This window comes from Micromonospora alfalfae, from assembly GCF_022230925.1.
GTDB lineage: Bacteria > Actinomycetota > Actinomycetes > Mycobacteriales > Micromonosporaceae > Micromonospora > Micromonospora alfalfae.
This window is the reverse complement of sequence record NZ_JAKKFH010000001.1, coordinates 147,945-168,023: the sequence shown is the minus strand read 5'-3', so window position 1 is coordinate 168,023 and position 20,079 is coordinate 147,945. Positions and strand designations below refer to the sequence as shown.

Annotated in this window: 18 protein-coding genes and 1 other RNA gene; 14 read left to right on the top strand and 5 right to left on the bottom strand. The window is 70.1% G+C overall.

The window, feature by feature from the left end; translation table 11 throughout:
• Positions 1–31: 31 nt before the first annotated feature.
• The 3 genes from MED01_RS00780 (at position 32) to hpf (ending at position 3,403) form a co-directional block, all read left to right on the top strand.
• Positions 32–1,810, top strand: coding sequence for an LpqB family beta-propeller domain-containing protein (locus tag MED01_RS00780; protein ID WP_238666749.1), 1,779 nt, complete (start codon positions 32–34; stop codon positions 1,808–1,810).
• A gap of 4 nt (positions 1,811–1,814) precedes the next feature.
• Positions 1,815–2,522 (top strand): ComF family protein, encoded by a 708-nt coding sequence (locus MED01_RS00775; protein ID WP_238666595.1) that lies wholly within the window; start codon positions 1,815–1,817, stop codon positions 2,520–2,522.
• A gap of 245 nt (positions 2,523–2,767) precedes the next feature.
• Positions 2,768–3,403 (top strand): ribosome hibernation-promoting factor, HPF/YfiA family, encoded by a 636-nt coding sequence (hpf, locus tag MED01_RS00770; RefSeq protein WP_210784508.1) that lies wholly within the window; start codon positions 2,768–2,770, stop codon positions 3,401–3,403.
• 66 nt (positions 3,404–3,469) lie between these two features.
• On the opposite strand, the gene MED01_RS00765 is transcribed toward hpf, so the two are convergent.
• Together MED01_RS00765 and MED01_RS00760 are read right to left on the bottom strand one after the other, a co-directional pair.
• Positions 3,470–4,582 carry a GNAT family N-acetyltransferase gene (locus MED01_RS00765; protein WP_238666594.1) on the bottom strand — a complete coding sequence of 371 codons (1,113 nt, stop codon included), beginning with the start codon at positions 4,580–4,582 and terminating at the stop codon, positions 3,470–3,472.
• Positions 4,579–5,730, bottom strand: a complete 1,152-nt coding sequence (locus tag MED01_RS00760) for a GNAT family N-acetyltransferase (RefSeq protein ID WP_238666593.1) — start codon at positions 5,728–5,730, stop codon at positions 4,579–4,581. Before MED01_RS00760 ends, MED01_RS00765 begins: the two co-directional genes overlap by 4 nt.
• A gap of 168 nt (positions 5,731–5,898) precedes the next feature.
• On the opposite strand from MED01_RS00760, the gene secA reads away from it, so the two are divergent.
• Positions 5,899–8,826, top strand: a complete 2,928-nt coding sequence (gene secA / locus MED01_RS00755) for a preprotein translocase subunit SecA (RefSeq protein ID WP_238666592.1) — start codon at positions 5,899–5,901, stop codon at positions 8,824–8,826.
• Between the two features lie 104 nt (positions 8,827–8,930).
• On the opposite strand, the gene MED01_RS00750 is transcribed toward secA, so the two are convergent.
• Both MED01_RS00750 and MED01_RS00745 read right to left on the bottom strand, forming a co-directional pair.
• Entirely contained in the window at positions 8,931–9,524 is a 594-nt protein-coding gene (locus tag MED01_RS00750; protein ID WP_238666591.1) for an Rv3235 family protein, read from the bottom strand.
• Positions 9,525–9,750: 226 nt separating this feature from the next.
• Positions 9,751–9,978: a helix-turn-helix domain-containing protein gene (locus MED01_RS00745; RefSeq protein WP_030490852.1), complete on the bottom strand. Its 228-nt coding sequence runs from the start codon at positions 9,976–9,978 to the stop codon at positions 9,751–9,753.
• 215 nt (positions 9,979–10,193) lie between these two features.
• On the opposite strand from MED01_RS00745, the gene MED01_RS00740 reads away from it, so the two are divergent.
• Complete coding sequence (locus MED01_RS00740) at positions 10,194–10,703, top strand: DUF6912 family protein (protein WP_238666590.1); 510 nt, start codon at positions 10,194–10,196, stop codon at positions 10,701–10,703.
• A gap of 153 nt (positions 10,704–10,856) precedes the next feature.
• Here MED01_RS00740 and MED01_RS00735 read toward each other — a convergent pair whose 3' ends face one another.
• On the bottom strand, positions 10,857–11,984 hold the full coding sequence (locus MED01_RS00735; protein WP_238666589.1) for a hypothetical protein: 1,128 nt from the start codon (positions 11,982–11,984) through the stop codon (positions 10,857–10,859).
• Between the two features lie 283 nt (positions 11,985–12,267).
• Here MED01_RS00735 and pruA point away from each other — a divergent pair, with 283 nt between their 5' ends.
• The 9 genes from pruA to MED01_RS00690 all read left to right on the top strand — a co-directional run bounded on the left by pruA (position 12,268) and on the right by MED01_RS00690 (position 20,054).
• Complete coding sequence (gene pruA / locus MED01_RS00730; RefSeq protein WP_238666588.1) at positions 12,268–13,896, top strand: L-glutamate gamma-semialdehyde dehydrogenase; 1,629 nt, start codon at positions 12,268–12,270, stop codon at positions 13,894–13,896.
• A gap of 175 nt (positions 13,897–14,071) precedes the next feature.
• On the top strand, positions 14,072–14,587 hold the full coding sequence (locus tag MED01_RS00725) for a PadR family transcriptional regulator (protein WP_238666587.1): 516 nt from the start codon (positions 14,072–14,074) through the stop codon (positions 14,585–14,587).
• Positions 14,588–14,651: 64 nt separating this feature from the next.
• The gene (gene prfB, locus MED01_RS00720; protein WP_238666586.1) at positions 14,652–15,773 is read left to right on the top strand and encodes a peptide chain release factor 2; all 1,122 of its coding nucleotides are present in this window, start codon (positions 14,652–14,654) and stop codon (positions 15,771–15,773) included.
• A 118-nt stretch (positions 15,774–15,891) separates the two neighbouring features.
• Positions 15,892–16,572 carry a cell division ATP-binding protein FtsE gene (gene ftsE / locus MED01_RS00715; RefSeq protein WP_030331491.1) on the top strand — a complete coding sequence of 227 codons (681 nt, stop codon included), beginning with the start codon at positions 15,892–15,894 and terminating at the stop codon, positions 16,570–16,572.
• Between the two features lie 67 nt (positions 16,573–16,639).
• Positions 16,640–17,515 (top strand): permease-like cell division protein FtsX, encoded by an 876-nt coding sequence (gene ftsX / locus MED01_RS00710; RefSeq protein ID WP_238666585.1) that lies wholly within the window; start codon positions 16,640–16,642, stop codon positions 17,513–17,515.
• A gap of 149 nt (positions 17,516–17,664) precedes the next feature.
• Entirely contained in the window at positions 17,665–18,144 is a 480-nt protein-coding gene (gene smpB / locus MED01_RS00705; RefSeq protein WP_124854050.1) for an SsrA-binding protein SmpB, read from the top strand.
• 104 nt (positions 18,145–18,248) lie between these two features.
• Positions 18,249–18,624, top strand: a transfer-messenger RNA (tmRNA) gene (gene ssrA, locus MED01_RS00700).
• Between the two features lie 69 nt (positions 18,625–18,693).
• Positions 18,694–19,371 carry a hypothetical protein gene (locus tag MED01_RS00695; RefSeq protein WP_238666584.1) on the top strand — a complete coding sequence of 226 codons (678 nt, stop codon included), beginning with the start codon at positions 18,694–18,696 and terminating at the stop codon, positions 19,369–19,371.
• Between the two features lie 173 nt (positions 19,372–19,544).
• Positions 19,545–20,054 carry a hypothetical protein gene (locus tag MED01_RS00690; protein ID WP_238666583.1) on the top strand — a complete coding sequence of 170 codons (510 nt, stop codon included), beginning with the start codon at positions 19,545–19,547 and terminating at the stop codon, positions 20,052–20,054.
• The last annotated feature ends 25 nt before the right edge of the window (positions 20,055–20,079 follow it).

Genomic DNA, 20,079 nt, shown 5'->3' with positions numbered 1-20,079 from the left:
ACGGCCGACTCTGCTCGGGGCGTTCGGCGTGATGGTGCTGCTGGGGGCCGGCTGTGGCATCCCGGCGGCGTCCGACGTGCGGGTGGACGGCAAGGGCGGCGCCGCGACCGAGGCCGGCGTGATCAGTCGGGGCAGTGAGCCACCGACGCGGACGGCCAGTGGCAGCGTCAACGAGGCGTTCGTCCGCAACTTCCTGTCCGCCGCCGCCGGCGAGCCGGATCGGGCGTACGAGCGGGTCAAGGCGTACATCGCCCCGGAGGACAAGAGCCGCCTACAGGACAAGAAGGGCAGCGAGGTCGCTCTGAACGTGGTCCGGCTGCGCGAGGCGGTCTACACCCTCAACAGAGACTCGACCACGACCGTGAAGATCGCCGTGCAGCAGATCGGCGTGCTGCGGGCCAACGGCACCCTGGCCCCACCGGTGTCGACCGAGACGGAGTACGAGTTCGGCCTGCGCAGCGCGTCCTTCAACGGCGGCGTCAACGACGAACGGGCCGGCTTGTACGTGATCAACCCGCCCAACGTGCTGCTGCTCAGCGACACCGCCCTTCAGCAGTACTACCAGAGCGAGACGATCTACTTCTGGAGTTCGGACCGCAGCCGCCTGGTGCCCGATCAGCGCTACCGGCCGCAGGCGGTGCCGGTCGAGCGGCAGGTCAACGAGGTGGTGAAGTGGCTGGTCGGCGGTCCCTCCGACTGGTTGCGCCCGGGAGTCGTCGGGCTTCCGGACCGCACCGAGCTGATCAACAACGCCACCGGCGGCAACGGTCGGTGGGAGGTCAACCTGGACATGTCCGGTGACGACCAGAGCGGGATCGATCAGTTGATCACGCAGATCGCCTGGTCGTTGGGCGACCTCACCGGTCAGCTGGAGTTGAAGGTCCGCAACAACGCGCAGCCCGTGGTGGACCTGGGCGAGCGACGAGACTCCCAGGTGCTCTATCCGTATGCCGCCAGCCCGCAGCGGTTCGGTGTGTACGACGGGGCGATCCACCCACTCGACTTCGACGGCGAGCCCAGCGGCACTGTGCCGTTGACACCCGAGGCCAACCGTAACGTCGTCTCCGCCGGCCTCGGGCTGGCCAAGGACCGCCGGATCCTCGCCGCGATGGTGGTCGCCGGCAGCGGCAAGAACCGGTACCGACTCGCCGTGGGCACCGGCGTCGACCCGGTCTCCGTGATCAGCCGCAGCGGCACCGAGTACTCCTCGATCGGCCGACCGGTCTGGCTGCGTACCGTCGACAACCGTCCCAGCCGCGGCCTGGTGGTGGCCGACGGGCAGCTCTACCGGTTCGACGAGGCGGCCCGGATGTATCCGGTGCCGCTCAACCTGCCGTCCGCCGCGGTCACCGCGGTGGCCGCCGCGCTGGACGGCCAGCGGGTGGCACTGATCGCTGGCGGCCGTCTCTACGTCGCCGCGGTCAACCTCGACGGCGGCGGGGCCTCCGTCGGCCCGCCCCGAGAGTTGGTCACCTCGCTGACCAACCCCACGGCGGTTGACTGGGGCGGGGAGGACCAGCTGGTGGTGGCGGGGTCGGTCGGCCAACCGGCGATCTACGAGATCAGTGTCGACGGCGCCCTGGAGACGCCGTTGAAGACCGACCTCGGTGCCAAGGTCAACCATCTGACCGCGTATCCGACCAACCGCAGTGTGCGGGCGTCCAGCGGGGCGTACATGTACGAGGCGAACGGGGTGGCCTACCGCAGCAGCCCGTTCGAACGGATCGAGCCCGACCGGGTACGCGACATCGCCCCGGTGCCGACCGGCGTGCGCCCGAGCAGCCCGTCCGCCCCGTTCTTCCTCTACTGACCCGGTGAGCGGGCTCTGGGCGGACCTCGCCGACCTGGTGCTGCCCGCCGACTGCGCCGGTTGTCGGGAGCGCCGACCCGGCCTGCGGCACGGGGTCTGCCCAGCCTGTGTCGCGGTGCTCGGCGAGCTGCGGCCCCGGGCGGTCCGCCCCACACCCGCCCCGCCGGGCCTGCCGTCCTGCGTCGCACTCGGCCCGTACGCGGGTCCGCTGCGTGAGGCTCTGCTGGCGTACAAGGAACACGGCCGACACGGGCTGGCTCGCCCGCTCGGCGCTCTGCTCGCCGAGGTCGTCGCGACGGCCGTTGGCGGGGCCCGTCCGCTGGCGTTGGTTCCGGTCCCGGACACCGCGGCGGCGGCCCGGTCCCGCTACGGGGACCACCTCGACCGGCTTGCCCGGCACTGCGCGGCCCGGCTGAACCGGAGCGGTTGGGCGGTGCGGGTGCACCGTCCGCTGCGGGCGTCGCCCCGGCCCGACTCGGTCACCCTTGACAGCGCCGGGCGCGCGGCGGCGGCCGAGGCGGCCTTCCAGCCCCGCTCGATCGGGCCGGGCCGGGGTCGTACCGGGGGCGCGACGCCGGTGGTGGTGCTGCTCGACGACATCGTCACCACCGGCGTGACCCTCGCCGCCGCGAGCCGGGTGCTGACCGCCACAGGATGGGCACCGAGTGTGGCGGCGGTGCTCGCGGCGACGGAGAAAAGACACCAGTCGTAACCGATAGTGTTTCCGTTTCACCCGTTGGTGTATGAGCTGCGAAAAATCCTGGGCCGTCTCGGCAACATGGGGTGACTGCCGGGCAAACAGGAGTTAGCGTTTCGCTGTCGGGGGTAGGAGGTCGTTCCAACCGCCCCTGGCGGTGAGAGGAGGCGTAGCCGTACCAACCGGTCGACGCCAGCGGGTCTCCCCACGGCGCGCGGCCGGGCAACCGGATCGAAGACCGTCCGAACAAGGGAGGTCACGTGGACATCGTGGTCAAGGGCCGAAACGTCGAAGTGCCGGACCATTACCGGGTACACGTAGCCGAGAAACTCGCGAAGATCGAACGCTACGACCACAAACTTATTCGCGTTGATGTCGAGCTGTTTCACGAGCGCAATCCGCGCCAGGCCGACCACTGCCAGCGGGTGGAGATCACCTGCGTTTCCCGAGGTCCGGTGATTCGGGCCGAAGCCTGCACGAACGACTTCTACAGCGCGCTTGACGCGGCCATCGCGAAGCTCGACACCCGGCTACGCCGCGCGGCCGACCGCCGCCGCGTACACCGTGGTCGGCACGCGCCGATCTCCGTCGCCGAGGCCACAGCGGGCCTTCCGGTCGCGGACCTGGTGCCCAGCGCGCTGAGCGCGCCGAGCGACGGCGCCCGCGCCGGCACCGCTGTCGCGGAGCGGGTCGAAGAGGAGCAGGACGACCAGCCGTGGCACATCGCCCGGGAGAAGGTGCACCCGGCCGAGCCGATGACCATCGACGACGCCTTGTTCGAGATGGAGCTGGTCGGCCACGACTTCTACCTCTTCCAGGACAAGGAGTCCGGCCGCCCCAGCGTCGTCTACCGGCGCCACGCGTATGACTACGGCATCATCTCCCTCGCCACCTGACCGGTAACCGATCCGTGTCGATCATGGAGTTGTGGTGGGGAACGCCCACCACAACTCCATGATCTGTCAACGCAGGTCGGCCGGGAGTAGCGCGAAGGTCAGGTCGTCCAGACGGGTGCCGGCCAGCCCGGGCAGCCGGCCACGCTGAAGGCCCTCGCGCTGAAAACCGACCCGCTCCAGCACCCGGTGCGACGCGGTGTTGTCCGGCACCGTGCCCGCCGACAGTCGGGCGATACCGGCCGGACCGAACGCCCAGTCCGCGAGCAGCCGGACCGCCCTCGTCGCGTACCCCCGGCCGCGCCAGTCCGGCAGCAACGCGTAGCCGACCGACGCCTCGCCGGCGGCCACGTCCGTGTACGACAAGCCGCAACTGCCCACGGGCTCGCCGCTCGCCACATCCAGAATCAGCAGCCGGGCGATCTCGCCGGTCAGCCAGCCGCTCTGCGCGAGACGACAACGCCGCTCGATCGCCTCGCGGGTCGGTGGCACCGGTGGCGCCTGGTTCGCCACCACCTCGGGTCGGCTGTGCAGTCGGTACATCAGCGCCGCGTCGTCCGGCCCGAGTGGGCGCAGCCCCACCACCTGGTCGGTGAGCACCCCGCCGGGCAGGTCGGGCAGCAGCCGGGTGGCCGGGCCGGACGGATCACCGGCGACGCGTACCCAGGCCAGCAGATCGTGCCGACCCGCGTCGCCGGACGCACCGGCGGACCGGCGCAGACCCTCGTAGCGGAAGCCGGCGGCCAGCGCGACCCGCTGGCTCGGACCGTTCTCCGGTTCGGTCAGCAGCTCCAGTCTGGCCGCCCCGGCGGCGAACGCGTGCTCGCTCAGCGCGCGGGTCGCCGCGGTCGCCAGCCCGCGACCGCGCGCCGCCGGTCGCATCCAGTAACCGATCTCCAGCTGACCCCGGGCGGGCACCGGGTTGTTCAGCCCCACCGCGCCGAGCAGCCGATCCGTCGCGGGGTCCGCGACGGCGTACGCAGCGCCGCCGCCGGTCCAGGCCGCCGGGGCGCCGACCTCGATCCACCAGCGGGCGTCGGTCCCGGTGTACGGGGTCGGCAGGTTCGACACGAAGCGTTGAGTCAGCGGGTCCGCGCAGCCGTCGACCACCTCGGCGCCGTCCTCCGCGCGGAACGGGCGCAGCCGCACCCCGTGCGCCTCGACGACCGGCCGCAGACTCATCCCAGATCCTTCGCGAGAAGTGCCCCGACCCACACGTCCACCCTCTCGCCCCGGTGCTGCACGCCGCCCCGGGCGATCCCCTCGATCAGGAAGCCCGCCTTCTCCGCCGCCCGGCGGGAGGCGGTGTTGCCCACGTTCGCCTTCCACTCGATCCGCGCCAGGCCCAGCGTGCTGAACCCCCAGGCGCTCAGTGCCACCAGCGCGGCCGGCAGGTGACCCCGGCCACGGGCCGCCGGGGCGGTCATGAAGCCCACGTCGGCCAGCAGCGGGTCGGCGGGGGAGAGCCGCAGGTCGAGCGTCCCCACGTAACGGTCGTCGGAGTCGGCGATCACGAAGCAGGCGGCGTCCCCCCGAGCCCAGGCGTCCTGACCGTAAGCCTGGTAGCCCTGCGCGTCGGCACGCTCGTACGGGTCCGGCACCGTCGTCCAGCGGATGCTCTCCGGGTCCCGGCAGGTCTGCACCACGGCGTCCAGGTCCATCTCCTCCATGGGCCGCAGACGCAGCTCGCCGGCCCCGGTCTCGGCGAACAGGACGGGCTGCGAGCGGCCGAAGACGGCGGCCCGCCGGGCGGCGAGGGTGCCCGGTCCGGCCGGACCGGTCGACCCGGCGGCCGGCACCTCGCCGGGCAGCAGCGAGCCGATCCAGCCGTCCGCGCTGCCGGGCAGCGCCGGGTTGGCCAGCCGCAACCTGCCGTCGACCCGGAAACCGGCCCGCAGTGCCACCAGCCGGGAGGCGTGGTTGCCCACCTCGGCCTGCCAGATGAGCCGGCGAAGCCCGAGGGTGTCGAAGGACCAGCGGGCCACCGCCCGGGTCGCCCGGACCATCACGCCCCGACCACGCGCCCAGGGTGCCGTCCAGTAGCCGACCTCGCCGGTGCCGTCCTTGTCGATCGAGATCAGCCCGCTGGAACCCAGCAGTTCCCCGGTGCTCGGATCGCAGACCGCGAATGGCGCCCCGGTGCCCTCGGCCCAGGCCTTCCGGCTCATCTCGGTGACAAATCCGTGGGCGTGTTCCGGCCGGTACGGGCGCGGTACGGTGGTCCAACGCTGAATGTCCGGGTCCTGGCAGGCTCGGTGCACGGCCTCGGCATCCGTCTCTCGCCAGGGCCGCAGCAGCACGCCGTCCTCGATGATCTCCACGAGCTCCACCCGTGCATCCTGCCGTAGCGTTCGCCGACGGCGTAACCGGATAACGTTTGGGGCGTGTGCAGGACGCGAGTTATGTCGGGTTCGGCGGGGTCGAGCACCGCCACCAGTGACCATCGCGCCGATGGAGCGCCTACGATGGTTCGAGACTGTCTAGGGGAGCGTTGATCCGTGTCGATTCTGGAAAAGGTCCTTAACGCGGGCGAGGGCCGCATGGTGCGCCGGCTCAAGGCCATCGCCGCCGCCGTCACCTCGATCGAGGACGACTACGTCAACCTCACCGACGAGGAGCTGGCCGGCATGACCGAGCAGTTCCGGGAGCGGCTCGACGAGGGCGAGACCCTCGACGACCTGCTGCCGGAGGCGTTCGCGGTGGCCCGCGAAGCGGCTGCCAGGGTGCTCGGCCAGCGCCCGTACGACGTCCAGGTGATGGGCGGCGCGGCGCTGCACTTCGGCAACATCGCCGAGATGAAGACCGGTGAGGGTAAGACGCTGACCTCGGTCATGGCCGTCTACCTCAACGCGCTCTCCGGCAAGGGCGTCCACGTGATCACGGTCAACGACTACCTCGCCCAGCGTGACGCGGCGTGGATGGGCCGGGTGCACGAGTTCCTCGGGCTGACCGTCGGCGTGGTCCTGCCCAACCGGCCGGCCACCGAGCACAAGGCCGCCTACGAGTGCGACATCACCTACGGCACCAACAACGAGTTCGGCTTCGACTACCTGCGCGACAACATGGCCTGGTCGAAAGACGAGCTGGTGCAGCGCGGGCACAACTTCGCGGTGGTCGACGAGGTCGACTCCATCCTGATCGACGAGGCCCGCACCCCGCTGATCATCTCCGGCCCGGCCGAGCATTCCGCCCGCTGGTACGGCGAGTTCGCCGGCGTGGTGGCCAGGCTCCAGCCCGGCACCGACGGCGAGGGCGACTACGAGGTCGACCACTCCAAGCGCACCATCGCGGTGACCGAGCGGGGTGTCGCCAAGGTCGAGGACCGGCTCGGCATCGACAACCTGTACGAGTCGGTGAACACCCCGCTGGTCGGCTACCTCAACAACGCCATCAAGGCCAAGGAGCTCTACAAGCGCGACAAGGACTACATCGTCAGCGACGGTGAGGTCCTGATCGTCGACGAGTTCACCGGTCGCATCCTGCACGGCCGTCGCTACAACGAGGGCATGCACCAGGCGATCGAGGCCAAGGAGGGGGTGGAGATCAAGCAGGAGAACCAGACCCTGGCCACCATCACCCTCCAGAACTACTTCCGCCTCTACGAGAAGCTGTCCGGGATGACCGGTACGGCGCAGACCGAGGCGAGCGAGTTCAACAAGGTCTACAAGGTCGGCGTCGTGACCATCCCGACCCACCGCCCGATGGTTCGCGAGGACCGGCCGGACGTCATCTACAAGACGGAGAAGGCCAAGTTCAACGCCGTCATCGAGGACATCGCCGAGCGGCACCAGATGGGCCAGCCGGTGCTGGTGGGCACCGTCTCGGTGGAAAACTCCGAGATCCTCTCCCAACTGCTGCGCCGCCGTGGCATCCCGCACAACGTGCTGAACGCCAAGTTCCACGCCCGGGAGGCCGAGATCGTCGCCCAGGCGGGGCGTAAGGGCGCCGTCACAGTGGCGACCAACATGGCCGGTCGCGGCACCGACATCCTGCTCGGCGGCAACGCCGAGTTCCTCGCCGCGAACGAGCTGCGCCAGCGCGGCCTCGACCCGGTGGAAAACGAGGAAGAGTACGCCAAGGCGATGGAGGAGGTCCTTCCCACCTGGAAGCAGGCCTGCGATGCCGAGGCGGACGAGGTCTCCGCAGCCGGCGGCCTCTACGTGCTGGGCACCGAGCGGCACGAGTCCCGGCGGATCGACAACCAGCTGCGTGGTCGCGCCGGCCGGCAGGGCGACCCGGGCGAGTCCCGTTTCTACCTGTCACTGCAGGACGAGCTGATGCGGCGCTTCCGGGCCGGAGCGGTCGAGGCGGTGATGGAGCGCTTCAACATCCCGGAGGACGTGCCCATCGAGTCGAAGATGGTCACCCGGCAGATCAAGAGCGCCCAGGCCCAGATCGAGGGCCAGAACGCCGAGATCCGCAAGAACGTGCTCAAGTACGACGAGGTGCTCAACAAGCAGCGCCAGGTCGTCTACGCCGAGCGGCTCCGGGTGCTCAACGGTGAAGACCTCTCCGACCAGGTTCGCAACATGATCGACGACACCGTCGAGGCGTACGTGCGGGGTGCCACCTCGGACGGCTACGGCGAAGACTGGGACCTTGAGCAGCTCTGGTCCAGCCTCAAGCAGCTCTACCCGGTCGGCGTGACGATCGAGGAGTTGGAAGAGGAAGCCGGTGGCTCCCGGGCCGGCATGGACAGCGACTTCCTGGTCGCCCGCCTCAAGGACGACGCCAACGCCGCGTACGACCGGCGTGAGGAGCAGCTCGGCACTGAGGGGGTGCGCCAGCTCGAGCGGATGGTGCTGCTCCAGGTCATCGACCGCAAGTGGCGCGAGCACCTCTACGAGATGGACTACCTCCAGGAGGGCATCAACCTCCGGGCGTACGCCCAGCGCGACCCGGTGGTGGAATACCAGCGCGAGGGCTTCGACATGTTCGCCACCATGATGGACGGCATCAAGGAGGAGACCGTCGGTTTCCTCTACAACGTCGACGTCCAGGTGACCGAACCGGAGCCGGAGGAGGGGGCCGACGAGGTCACCCTGCTCGACAAGCCGGTGGAGATCCGGGCCAAGGGCCTCAACCAGGCGCCGCGTCGGCAGGGGCTGCAATACTCCGCCCCCACCATCGACGGTGAGGCCAGCCCGGGCGCTGTCGCCGTGGAGCAGGCCGAGCAGCAGGCTCCGGCGCTCGGTGTGGGCCGACCGGCTCCGGGTGCTCCGGCGGCACCGGGGCGGAGCGCGCCGTCCGCGCCGCAGCGGCCGGCATCCGGGCTGCGTGGCCCGGCAGTGCCGTCGGCCGCCGCCCGTCGGCCGGCACCGAACCAGGCGGAGGCGAGCAACGGCCCGTCCCGCAACGCGCCGTGCCCGTGTGGCTCGGGCCGCAAGTACAAGCGCTGCCACGGCGCACCCAACGGCGGCAACTGACCAACGGCAGCTGCACCGACAGCGTCTGACCGACGGGTCCCGGCCGAGCAGGCCGGGGCCCGTCGGTGTCTTGTGAGCCTCGCCGGCGAGCGGGGCAGGTGGGGTCAGAGCACGTGCAGGGCAACGCAGAGCCAGCGGCCCCGGCGATGTTCGAGGCGCAGTGCCATCGCCCAACTTCGGCCGGCCGCGCCGGTGAGGACGGCTGCCGCCTCCACCGCGGCCTCCCGGGGCTCGCAGACCCGCAGGCGTAGCAACCGGACCAGTGGTCGGCCGGTGCGGCGGCGGGATGTCCCGGCCCGGCCGGATGCGCGGGCGAGTTCGGTCAGCAGGTCGCCCGCCCGGGCCGGGTCGAGCAGCGCTCGCACCTGGGCCGGCGAGCGGTAGCCGTTGACCACCTCCAGGCAGGAGCCGACGAAGCGGTGCGCGGCCCGGGTGGTTTCCGGTGCTGTCGACGGCGGCAACGACGCGACCGGGTTGGTGGCGATGGACCGGTTGGGCACCGGGCGCAGGGCTGCTCGCCGCTCCGGCGGCCGGACCGGGCTGGGCCGGGTGGAGGCGAACAGGTCGAGGGCGAGTTGACCGTCGGTCGCCACCGGCCAGTACGACCCGTCGGTCTCGTCCACGTATGGCGGGTCGAAGGGCGGAACGGGGCGCAGTCGAACGGGTGGTCGGGAAGGACCGGGTCGCGCTCCGCTCATCGTGGCCCCTTGATCTTGCGTTTGCCTTCGTTTGCCTCCGACACGCTCGATTCTGAGCGACAGAACGGCCTCGGTCAATGCTTCGTGGCCTCCGCGGCCCGACAAGGCGCATGATCCACTCGGGTTCCTTGAAATCGCGTGGTCCCAGCAGCCCTGACGCCCCGACTTCCGTGAAACCGAGTGGATCATGCTCCGGGGTCGGGCTGGAGAGCGAATCGGGCTTCTCCTACTCGGGGTCGCGGTCGACCAGCGGGTTGCTCTGCACCCAGTCTGCTGTCTCGTCATATTTGCGCGCTATGTACTCCTCCAGTCGAGCGCGCTCGACGCGCCACTGGCCGCGTCCGCCGATCTTTATCGCCGGCAGTTCTCCGCTGCGCACCATGTGGTAGACCTGCGAGTCCGACACGTTGAGCTCGGCGGCCACGTCGGAGAGCAGCAGGAACCTCGGCTCCACAGGAACTCCCGGGGTTGATGTCGTTTGGCTCAGTTTGCCACCGACAGCCCTCGCCGCCCAGCACCGCACCGGGTCGGTGGCGGACCAACCACGCGGGACACACCGGCTGGGAACTTCCTCCGGCCGGAGGCGGGGTGTATGACGGTCACGGCGTGCGGCATGATCGGCGCCCGTGCCGGCGTCCGCCGGTGGTGGACGACGCGGGGAGACGACAGGTGACCGACGAGCTTGTCCGGGTGTACGTGCCGGCGACGGTACCGATGCTGGCCCGGCTGCGTGCGGAAGGGCTGGCCGCCGACCAGGCGCACGCCGTGACTCCGGCCCTGCGCGAGTGGTACGCCGAGGGTGACGAGGAGGAGTTGGAGTACGTCGCCTTCACCCGGGCTGCCCAGGACGCCCTGCACCTGCTCCGGGCCGACCCGACCGCTCCCCGCCGTCGCGTGGTCATCTCGGTCGACCTGCCGGCGGCAGCGATCGGGCGTGGCGACGGTGAGTTGGGCTCCAGCGCTGTGACGTTGACCGACGCCGTGCCGGTGGGCGCCGTCGCGGCAATCCACGTGGACGGCGCGGATGCGGCCGAGGAGGTCGGCGCGGCGGTCGACGTCGTGGCCGAGGCGGCGGCTGGTGACCCTGATGCCCAGTTCACCGTCGACGGCGCAGAGGACCACGAGCTGGAGTGGTACGACGTGACGGAGCTGGACGAGCTGCTACGCGCTACCGACTGAGCCGGACGCCGCCCCCGGTAGCAGCCTGAGTCGGACATCCGGCCCGGGCTTAAGGGACGTCTCGGTCAGGGGTTGATCAGTTTCCAGTCGCCCTCGGAGATGACGTCAACGGAACCAGCGTCCCGGCCCGGCAACAAGGGCTGCGGTCAGGCGTCAGCGAGCCGGGTCAGCCTTCGCCGGGTCCGCGTCGGCCGCGTCGGCTGCGTCGAACGTCTCGGCCGGGTCGGCGTCGAACGCCTTGGCGTAGCCCGGCTTGTCGTCCGCCGGGTCGACCTGGTCCGTGACGGGGTCCGGGCGGTGGGTCGGTTCGTCGTCGTCGCCGTGGGCCGGGCTGAGCGTGCGGCCGAACGCGATGAGCGCGGTGAGCGCCCCCACGAAGAGCACCCAGATGCCGTTGTCCACCCGCGAGGTGCCCAGCGATGTCTGGGCTACCGCGTCCGCCTCACTGAGCGCGCTGGCAAGGTCGAGCAGCGACCGGCCGCCAACCCTGATGATCACTTCGGCGAGCAGCAGGAGGAGCCCCGGCCCGGCGCCGGCGAGCAGGTAGGCCGGCCAGCGCAGCGCCGGGGCCTCGGGATCGCGGCGGACGGCTCGACGCCGTGCCCAGGTCAGGTATCCGAAGGCCAGTAGCCCGGCGAGCAGCCCGGCGACGAGCGATTCGGTACGCGACACCCACTTGGCCGCGTTGATCAACGATTCCTGGCTGTCGCCGGAGCCGAAGAGGTCGAACAGCGGGTCCCGGGCGCGGCTGAACGCGACAACGAAGATCAGCGTGCCCAGCGCGGCGGTGATGACAGCTCCGACCGCCGGGGCGGTTCGCGCGCCGGCCAGCGCGCCCCCGATGATCGCCGCAGCCGCCGTGGTGCCGGCGATCACGTTGGTGGTGGACGTGTCGAAGTAGGTGAGGTTGATGGCCACCGCGGCAGCAAGCCCGACCAGCATTCCGCCGCCGATCGCCCCGGCGAAGCGAAGGGTGGCCCAGTCGCCGTAGCGGCGGGCCAGCAGGTTGCCACCGGCCAGTGCGACGGCCGCCCCGGCCACCAGCGCGGCCGAGATCACGCCGGGCAGGGCGAACGCGGAGAGGCTGATCGCGGTGACCCCGGCCGCCGCCGAGGTGATGGCCTCCCGGGTGGACCAGAGCATGGCGGCCAGCCAACCGAGCGCCAGCAGCGCGAGCACTGCGGCGCCGGGGGCGGGCAGCGGCCGACTGCCGGCGCTGGCCGCGTCGACCGCCGGCTCGTCCGACTCAGCGGCCGGGACGCGGCCGGGCTGCTTGGTCATCGTCTCCCCTTCGAGGCGGCAGGTCACCGACCATTCAGGGTACGCGGGCCCGCTGGGCTGGCTGTCGCCCCGGGACGGATCGAGAGCGGTCGGTAAGGGGAGGAGGGGTGGGGCGGTCCTTGGCGCAGGGCGGTGGCGGAGGTGGGTCGCGTGGCCCGTCGTGGGAGAATCAGGGGAGGTCCCGCCGCTGCTCGGCCTCCCGTGCGGCGTCCGGTGTCCGGCCATCCGGTCGGTGCCCGCGGGTCCGGTTTCGCCACTGCTGTCGAGATCGCCAGGAGCCTTGATGGATGCCGTGTTCTCCGTTCCCGAGCCGCGCAACGAGCCGGTTCGCAACTACGAGCCGGGCAGCCCCGACCGGGACCGGCTCCAGCGGCGGCTGACCGAACTCGCCGCCGAGCGCATCGACCTGCCGATGACCATCGGCGGTGAGCAGCGGATGGCCGGCGGTGACCCGATCAACGTGGTGCAGCCGCACAAGCACGCCCACGTGCTGGGGGTGACCGCGCACGCCACCCACGACGACGCGCGCGCCGCGACCAGGGCGGCAAAGGACGCCGCACCCATGTGGCGGGCGCTGCCCTTCGAGGAACGCGCCGCGATCTTCCTGCGCGCCGCCGAGCTGCTCGCCGGCCCCTGGCGGGACACGCTCAACGCCGCCACCATGCTCGGCCAGTCGAAGACCGCGATCCAGGCTGAGATCGACGCGGCGTGCGAGTTCATCGACTTCCTGCGGTTCAACGTGCACTTCGCGCGTCGCCTGCTCGAGGAGCAGCCGGCGTCCTCGCCCGGCGTCTGGAACCGCTTCGACCACCGCCCGCTGGAGGGCTTCGTCTACGCGGTCACCCCGTTCAACTTCACCGCCATCGCCGGCAACCTGCCGTCGGCGCCGGCCCTGCTGGGCAACACGGTGGTCTGGAAGCCGGGGCCGACCCAGCAGTTCGCCGCGCACTTCACCATGCGGCTGTTCGAGGCCGCCGGCCTGCCGCCCGGCGTGATCAACATGGTCACCGGCCGGGGCGAGGAGGTCTCGGATGTCGTGCTCGCCGACCCGGATCTGGCCGGCATCCACTTCACCGGTTCGACGAAGGTGTTCCAGCAGTTGTGGCGGACGGTGGGAGACAACATCTCCCGTTACCGGGGCTACCCGCGCCTGGTCGGCGAGACCGGCGGCAAGGACTTCGTCGTCGCGCACACCAGCGCAGACGTTGACGCGTTGCACACCGCGCTGATCCGTGGCGCGTACGAGTACCAGGGCCAGAAGTGCTCGGCGGCCTCGCGGGCGTACGTGCCGCGCTCGATCTGGGAGGGTGGGCTGCGGGACCGGCTGGCCGCCACCGCCGACTCGCTGACCTACGGTGACGTGGCCGACTTCGGCAACTTCGGCGGCGCGGTGATCGACGACAAGGCGTTCGCCCGGCACACCGCCGCGCTGGAGCTGATCGCCGGTGACGACAGTTGCCGGGTGCTGGCCGGTGGCACCGCCGACGACTCGGTCGGCTACTTCGTGCGACCGACGCTCTTCGAGTGCGGCGACGCCGCCCACGAGACCTTCACCACCGAGTACTTCGGGCCGATCCTGGGCGTGCACGTGTTCGACGACGCCCGCTTCGACGACGTGGTCGCGCAGGCGGAGTCGATCGCCCCGTACGCGCTGACCGGCTCGGTGTTCGCCACCGACCGCCGGGTCGTCGAGTCGGTCGGCGAGCGCATGCGGTACGCGGCCGGCAACTTCTACATCAACGACAAGCCGACCGGCGCGGTGGTCGGGCAGCAGCCCTTCGGCGGCGCCCGTGCCAGCGGCACCAACGACAAGGCCGGCTCCTGGCTGAACCTGGTCCGCTGGGTCTCCCCGCGGACGATCAAGGAGACCTTCGTTCCGCCGACCGACCACACGTACCCGCACATGGGCTGACCGGCGACGACCCGCCGGCGGCGCGTGGGCGCCGCCGGCGGACGCCCGGAATGTGGCAATCCATCGATAGTCCTCAGCGGACAGTCTGCCGCCGACAGTGCACTTAGGAAGTCCTGTCGGGTGGCAAACCGGCAAATCCTGGACGCCGGGTGCGCAAAGTGGCAGCGTAGTGGCCATGGCGGATTCCGGAGTCAACCCTACGGCGGCGGCCCTGCTCGGCCTCCTCCACGAGGGCCCGATGACAGGCGGTCAGTTGATGGCCGCCGCTGAGCGCCGTCTGGCGCCGTACTGGTCGATGACCCGCAGTCAGGTGTACCGCGAGTTGCCGGTGCTGGCTGAGCGGGGTTACGTGCGGCTCGGCAAGCCGGGCCCGCGGATGAGCCAGCCCTACGCACTCACCGCCAGCGGAAAACGGACGTTTTCCCGCTGGCTCGCGGAGAACCCGGGGCGGGACACCATCCGCAACCCGATAGCGCTCCGGATGGCCTTCGGCAACCTGCACTCGGCCAGCCAGCTGAAGGGCCTGTACGCCTCGGCCAACGAATACCACACCGAGGCCCTCGCCCAGGTCCGGGAGCAGGTGAAGAACGCCAAACGGGACGGCGAGACGTACGACGCCAGCGCGCTGGAGTTCGCCGTCGCCTACCACCGGGCGGCCCTGTCGTGGTTGAAGTCCGCCCCCGTCGGGTGACGGTCAGCGGGTTCGTGCATAGGGAACGAGCTGCTCCGCTCCCGGCACAGTACGCTTGTCTGTCGTGACCGCTGCCGATTACGCCGAACAGCTCAAGGAACTCGACGCGACCCTGCGAAACATCGAGGCCGTCCTCAACCTCGACCGGCTCCACGAGGACAAGGCCCGCCTGGAGCAGGAGGCATCCGCCCCCGACCTGTGGGACGACCAGGCCAAGGCCCAGCAGGTGACCTCGCAGCTGTCGTACGTCAACGGCGAGATCAGCAAGCTGGGCAGCCTGCGTTCCGGCCTCGACGACGCCCAGGTGCTGTTGGAGCTGGCCGAGGCCGAGGCCGACCCGGGTGTGCTGACCGAGGTCGAGTCGGAGATCACCGGGTTGACCAAGGCCATCCAGGAGATGGAGGTCCGTACCCTGCTCTCCGGCGAGTACGACTCCCGGGAGGCGCTGGTCGCCATCCGGGCCGGTGCGGGTGGCGTGGATGCCGCGGACTTCGCCGAGATGCTGCTGCGGATGTACCTGCGCTGGGCGGAGCGGCACGGCTACCCCACCGAGGTCTACGAGACCTCGTACGCCGAGGAGGCGGGCCTGAAGTCGGCCACCTTCGCGGTCAAGGTGCCGTACGCGTACGGCACGCTCAGCGTCGAGTCGGGCACGCACCGGCTGGTCCGGATCAGCCCGTTCGACAACCAGGGTCGTCGGCAGACCAGCTTCGCGGGCGTCGAGGTTCTGCCGGTCACCGAGCAGACCGACCACATCGACATCCCGGAGAACGAGGTTCGGGTCGATGTCTACCGCTCCTCCGGGCCTGGTGGGCAGAGCGTCAACACGACCGACTCGGCGGTGCGCCTGACGCACATCCCGACCGGCATCGTGGTGACCTGCCAGAACGAGAAGTCCCAGCTGCAGAACAAGGCCTCCGCGCTGCGGGTGCTCCAGGCCCGGCTCCTGGAGCGCAAGCGCCAGGAGGAGGAAGAGAAGATGGCCGGCCTCAAGAGCGGCAGCACGAGCTCGTGGGGCGACCAGATGCGCTCCTACGTCCTGCACCCGTATCAGATGGTGAAGGATCTCCGAACCGAGCAGGAGACCGGCAATCCGAGCGGGGTCTTCGACGGCGACCTCGACGATTTCATCGAGGCCGGCATCCGTTGGCGCAAGCAGCGGCAGCTCGCCAACGACGGTGCGTGACGGCGCGCGGGCGGAGCGCGTCGTCGATCTCCAGGTAGGAGCCTGATTCGACGACTCGTGCCGGATCGGCGGGGCGTGGGGCTTGGCTCAGTTGTTACACCGCGTAGACTCACCACCCGTGATTCAGCTTGAGCAAGTGACGAAGACGTACCCGAAGGCGTCCCGGCCTTCGCTCGACAACGTGTCCGTCTCGATCGAGAAGGGCGAGTTCGTCTTCTTCATCGGTCCATCCGGCTCCGGCAAGTCCACGATCATCAAAATGCTGCTGCACGAGGTGGCCCCCAACAAGGGGCGCGTCGTCGTCAACGGCAAGGACGTCACGTCGATGCGTTCCTGGAAGCGACCCCACTTCCGGCGCTCGATCGGCTGCGTCTTCCAGGACTTCCGGCTGCTGCCCAACCGCACCGCCTACGAGAACGTGGCGTTCGCCCTCGAGGTGATCGGCAAGACGAAGGCGGTTGCCCGCCGGGTCGTGCCGGAGGTGCTGGAGTTGGTCGGGCTCGGTGGCAAGGAGCACCGCTACCCGCACGAGCTCTCCGGTGGTGAGCAGCAGCGGGTCGCCGTCGCCCGGGCGTTCGTGAACCGTCCGCTGATCCTGCTGGCGGACGAGCCCACCGGAAACCTGGACCCGGACACCTCGATTGAGATCATGCGCCTGCTGGACCGGATCAACCGCACCGGCACGACCGTCGTGATGGTCACCCACGACTCCAACATCGTGAACCAGATGCGCCGCCGCGTCGTTGAGATTGAGAGCGGTCGCATCGTGCGTGACCAGGCCCGCGGCGTCTACGGGTGAGCCGGCGCTCCACCCCTGCGCAGCCTGACGACGAACACCTCATGCCGGAGACCCGGAGGAAATCCCGATGCGCGTGAAATACGTCCTGTCCGAGGTACTGGTCGGACTGTGGCGCAACGTGACCATGTCCATCGCGATGATCATCACGATGGCGGTCTCGCTGACCATGCTCGGCGCCAGCGGTCTCATGTACCGCCAGGTCGACGACATGAAGGACCTCTACTACAAGAACATCGAAGTCTCGATCTTCTTGACCCAGGAGGTGACCGAGCAGGAGCGCACCGACCTCCAGACCAAGCTCGACAGCGACCCCCTGGTCAAGGACGTCCTCTACGTCAACAAGGACGAGGCGTACAAGCGCTTCAAGGAGATGTACCAGGACGCGCCGGACCTGGTGAACGCGGTCAAGCCGGACCAGCTTCCCGAGGCGTTCCGGCTCAAACTGAACAACCCGGAGCAGTACAAGGACGTCTACGAGCAGTACAAGGACACCGCGGGCGTCGAGGAGATCATCGACCAGAGTCGACTGCTCGACAAGATCTTCAACATCCTCACCTCGATCCAGAACATCGCCCTGGCTGCCGCCATCGTGATGGCGATCGCCGCCCTGCTGCTGGTCGCGAACACCATTCAGGTGGCCGCGTACAGCAAGCGGCGTGAGGTGGCGGTCATGAAGCTGGTTGGCGCGTCCAACTGGTTCATCCAGGCGCCGTTCGTGCTGGAGGCCGTGGTGGCCGGCCTGATCGGTTCACTGCTCGGTCTGGTGGCCCTGGTCGCGGCGAAGTATCTGCTCTTCGACGGGTCGTTGAGCGCGTTGCAGGGTCTGCTCTCGCCGATCACCTGGGGCGACATCCTGTTCATCTTCCCGCTGATGGCCGGCGTCGGTGGTCTGGTCAGCGCGGGCACCGCCTGGATCACCCTGCGCTTCTACCTGCGGGTCTAGGCACCGTACGGGTCGTCCCGTCGCCTCCCGAGGACCCTCCCGCAGCCGGAAATAAACGGCGCGGGAGGGTCCTTGTCATTCGGGTAGCATGATCGGTTGTCCGGCCGGGGTGAGCCCGGCCGCGGACGCCAGGAGAGGGGGTGGCACCGATGCCACGGGAAAAGGGGCGCAAGGTGGTCGCCTCCAACAAGAAGGCGCGTCACGACTACGCCATCTTCGACACGTACGAGGCGGGCATGGCGCTGACCGGCACCGAGGTCAAGTCGCTTCGGGCCGGAAGAGCGTCACTTGTCGACGCGTTCGCGCAGGAACGTGACGGCGAGTTGTTCCTGCACGCGATGCACATCCCGGAGTACACCCAGGGCACCTGGACCAACCATGAGCCCCGGCGTACCCGCAAGCTGCTGCTGAACCGGGGGGAGATCGACAAGCTCCTCGGCAGGACCCGCGAGGGCGGTTTCACCATCGTCCCGTTGCAGGTCTACTTCTCGGACGGCTGGGCCAAGGTCGAGATCGCCCTGGCCAAGGGCAAGAAGTCGTACGACAAGCGCCAGGACCTCGCCAAGCGGGACGCGGACCGGGAGATCGCCCGGGTGTCCGGTCGACGCGGCAAGGGGATGGACGACTAGTTCATCCCGTTTGTCCGGGTCGGCGTGCCGGCCCGGGGCTCGGGATGAAAGCTGTTGCGGCAGGCGTTAGTCTTGTCAGTGCCGCCACATCGGCGGCCTGTCGAGGGGGTGACTGGTTTCGACTTCGTACGCAGCGACAGGGGAAGCGAGCCGAGGAAGCCGACGTCGTCTCGAGAATCGGTCGTCGGAAACTTATAAGCGCCAAGCAAAATCGCGCTGACTTCGCTCTCGCCGCCTGAGGCGAGTAGCTAAGTCTGTCGGCCTGGGAACGCCTTCGTCCCAGTAGCCGGCATCAGCTAGGAGGCTGGCCAATCGGACCCGGTCGCGGGGTCCGTGCGGCGAGATTAATCAGCGACTGGGCCCGTCACACCAACTTGCTCGCGTGAGCGGTGGGGCCGAGTAGAGGCACAGCGAGCTGCGCTCGGAGAAGCCCTGACAAACCGGCGAAGGACCCGGGTTCGATTCCCGGCACCTCCACCACCTCGAACGAAGCGCCCCGGCCCACCAGCCGGGGCGCTTCGTTGTTCGCGGGGTCTTACGCTGCCCCCTGTGACCAACCAGGAGCTGCGCCTGTCGGTCGGCGCGTCGCCCGGCCAGCGTGTCGTGGCGGTGGTGTTCGGCGTGCTGCTCACGGCCGTCGGCGCGGCGTTCGTGGCGCTGCCTCTCGTCGCCGACGGGCTGTTGCGCCGACTGACCGGGCCGGGTGACGCGTTTGCCTCCTATGAGGAGGCCCGCGACCTGCCGCCGGGGCTGCTGCCGCCCGGGCTACGCGACTCCGCCGACCCGAACCAGTCCGGCTCCAGCCCGTTCATCGGCCTGTGCGGCCTGCCCTTCGTCCTGCTCGGCCTCTACCTGGTGCTGCGGGTGCTCCGCACGGCCGCCTGGCTGGACGGCAGCCGGGCGCGCGTACGCGGTGCGCTGCGCACCAGCACCGTCGACCTCGCCACCGCCCGGATCGAGGCCGGCGCTGTGTCGTACCGCGAGGCGGACGACGACGGTCCGGCCGGCGGACCTCAGACGCGGGCCATCCTCGCGACCGCCCCGGGGAGCGCCCGGGGGGTCACCATCCCACTGCGCGGCATGGGGCTGCCCGTCCTGCCACCGTCCGAGCTGCGAGCGCTGGCCGAGGCGATCACCACGGGTCGACCGGGCGACGAGCGGGCCGGTGACGCGCGCGCCGTGGCCGACCGCCTGCGCCGGCTGGCGGAGCGCACGTCGGCCGACTGAGCCGGGTCGTACTCCCCAGCAGGCCTGTGCGGCGCTGGAGGCCGCATCAACGGGGCTGGTGGGGTCACTGGGGTCAACGGGGCAGATGAGACGGCTCAGGGCCCTGGACAGGGCGGTCCGGGCAGCCTCACCATCGCGGTATGGGGTAGCAGCGCCGCAGCGCGGGAGGTGCCATGGTCACCGGTCCGGTCCAGCAGCCGTCAGTCGTCGCCCGACCGCGCGTCGCGCATCCGGCGGGGCTCCCCGCCGATCCACATTCCATCGGTCTACCCGGCGCCCCGCGCCCGGCCGGCCTCGCCGGTGACGTGCACGCCCTCGGCCGGGCAGTCGCCGTCGCCAGCACCGACCCGTGCTGGCGCGAGGAGGTTCTCCTTCGGCTGCGTCCGGTGCGCACGGGCTTCGCCGAGCACGTCCGGGTGACCGAAGGTCCCACCGGCCTCTACCGGGAGTTGCTCACCCAGTCGCCGCGGCTGGACCACGGGGTGCGGCTGCTGACCCGGGAACACGTGGCGATCGTCGCCGCGATCCTGGCGGTTCAGCAGATCGCCGAGCGGCCCGAGACGCGCCCCGATGAGTTGCGACACCGGGCCGGGCACCTGCTGCGGCGGTTGGCCCGGCATCGGCGGCGCGGCGCCGACCTGCTCTGGGAGGCGTACCAGACGGATCTGGGAGGCGAGACCTGAGCTCAGGTGGGGAACCGGCCGGTCG

What these genes read in the sequence shown, in the direction of transcription:
- MED01_RS00690 (WP_238666583.1), top strand. Translation starts at nt 19,545, where the DNA reads ATGGTCACCGGTCCGGTCCAGCAGCCGTCAGTCGTCGCCCGACCGCGC.
- MED01_RS00780 (WP_238666749.1), top strand. Translation starts at nt 32, where the DNA reads ATGGTGCTGCTGGGGGCCGGCTGTGGCATCCCGGCGGCGTCCGACGTG.
- pruA (WP_238666588.1), top strand. Translation starts at nt 12,268, where the DNA reads ATGGATGCCGTGTTCTCCGTTCCCGAGCCGCGCAACGAGCCGGTTCGC.
- MED01_RS00725 (WP_238666587.1), top strand. Translation starts at nt 14,072, where the DNA reads ATGGCGGATTCCGGAGTCAACCCTACGGCGGCGGCCCTGCTCGGCCTC.
- MED01_RS00735 (WP_238666589.1), bottom strand. Translation starts at nt 11,984, where the DNA reads ATGACCAAGCAGCCCGGCCGCGTCCCGGCCGCTGAGTCGGACGAGCCG.
- MED01_RS00765 (WP_238666594.1), bottom strand. Translation starts at nt 4,582, where the DNA reads ATGAGTCTGCGGCCGGTCGTCGAGGCGCACGGGGTGCGGCTGCGCCCG.
- ftsX (WP_238666585.1), top strand. Translation starts at nt 16,640, where the DNA reads ATGCGCGTGAAATACGTCCTGTCCGAGGTACTGGTCGGACTGTGGCGC.
- smpB (WP_124854050.1), top strand. Translation starts at nt 17,665, where the DNA reads ATGCCACGGGAAAAGGGGCGCAAGGTGGTCGCCTCCAACAAGAAGGCG.
- MED01_RS00750 (WP_238666591.1), bottom strand. Translation starts at nt 9,524, where the DNA reads ATGAGCGGAGCGCGACCCGGTCCTTCCCGACCACCCGTTCGACTGCGC.